The 964-nt window shown below is 60.9% G+C and carries 2 protein-coding genes; both read right to left on the bottom strand.

Going from position 1 to position 964, the window contains the following annotated elements:
- Window positions 1–175 (bottom strand): DUF2312 domain-containing protein (locus VZ95_RS23450; RefSeq protein ID WP_084627943.1); only part of this gene is annotated, 175 nt, incomplete at its 3' end.
- 70 nt (window positions 176–245) lie between these two features.
- Window positions 246–964, bottom strand: a 719-nt coding sequence (locus VZ95_RS19765) for a nitrilase-related carbon-nitrogen hydrolase (RefSeq protein WP_045777390.1), incomplete at its 5' end; no start/stop codon positions are given.

Genomic DNA, 964 nt, shown 5'->3' with positions numbered 1-964 from the left:
AGTTCCGTAAACGAATGATCTGGCGCATGGTTTTAACGTCGAAACCATTGCCTTTGGCTTCGGCGAAAACATCCTTAATATCGGCGGCGATACCCGCTTTTTCTTCTTCGAGCCGTTCGATTCGTTCGATATAGGAACGAAGCTGATCGGCGGCGACGCCTCCAACATCGGTCATGGGTAGTCCTCTGGCTTGTATTGGGCCGCGACCTTAGCGGGTCGGATAGGGCTTTAGCAAGCCGCTCTGTTCATTCTTCGTCCCCATCGTAGCCGAGGATCGCTTTGTAGAGTTCCGGGCGGCGGTCGCGGAACAGGCCCCAGCCTTGGCGGCGGCGGCGGATAGCGTCGAGATCGAAGGTGGCGGTAATCACGCCTTCCGACTCGCGGTCCATCTCGGCGACAATCGCGCCGGTTTCGTCGGCGATGAAGGAGGTGCCGTAGAAGGTGATTTCGCTGGTCGCGCCCACTTCGCGCCCAACGCGGTTGGAGGCGACGACGGGAACGATATTCGCGCCTGCGTGCCCCTGCATCACCCGCCGCCAGTGCCCGGCGCTATCGTGCGGCGGGGCGGGGGGCGGCTCGGAGCCGATGGCGGTGGGGTAGAGCAGAATTTCCGCGCCCTTTAGCGCCATCACCCGCGCGGCTTCCGGGAACCATTGGTCCCAGCAGATGCCGACGCCGACGGCGGCGGCGTCGGTTTCCCAAACTTGAAAGCCGGTATCGCCGGGGGAGAAGTAGAATTTCTCCTGATAGCCCGGCCCATCGGGAATATGGGATTTGCGGTAGAGCCCCTGCGGGCTGCCGTCGCCGTCGATCATCAGCAGCGAGTTGAAATAGGCTTTTCCGGCCTCTTCGAAGAAGCTGATCGGCAGGACAACGCCTAAATCTTGCGCCAACTCCATAAAATGAATGAGCACGGGATTATCGAGCACGGGCCGCGCCCAATCGAAATAGGCCGGGTCTTGGT

The sequence above is a fragment of the Elstera litoralis genome (assembly GCF_000963705.1).
In the GTDB taxonomy this organism is placed as follows: domain Bacteria; phylum Pseudomonadota; class Alphaproteobacteria; order Elsterales; family Elsteraceae; genus Elstera; species Elstera litoralis.
The sequence above is the reverse complement of the archived record's forward strand: the minus strand, read 5'-3'. Positions and strand labels throughout refer to the sequence as shown.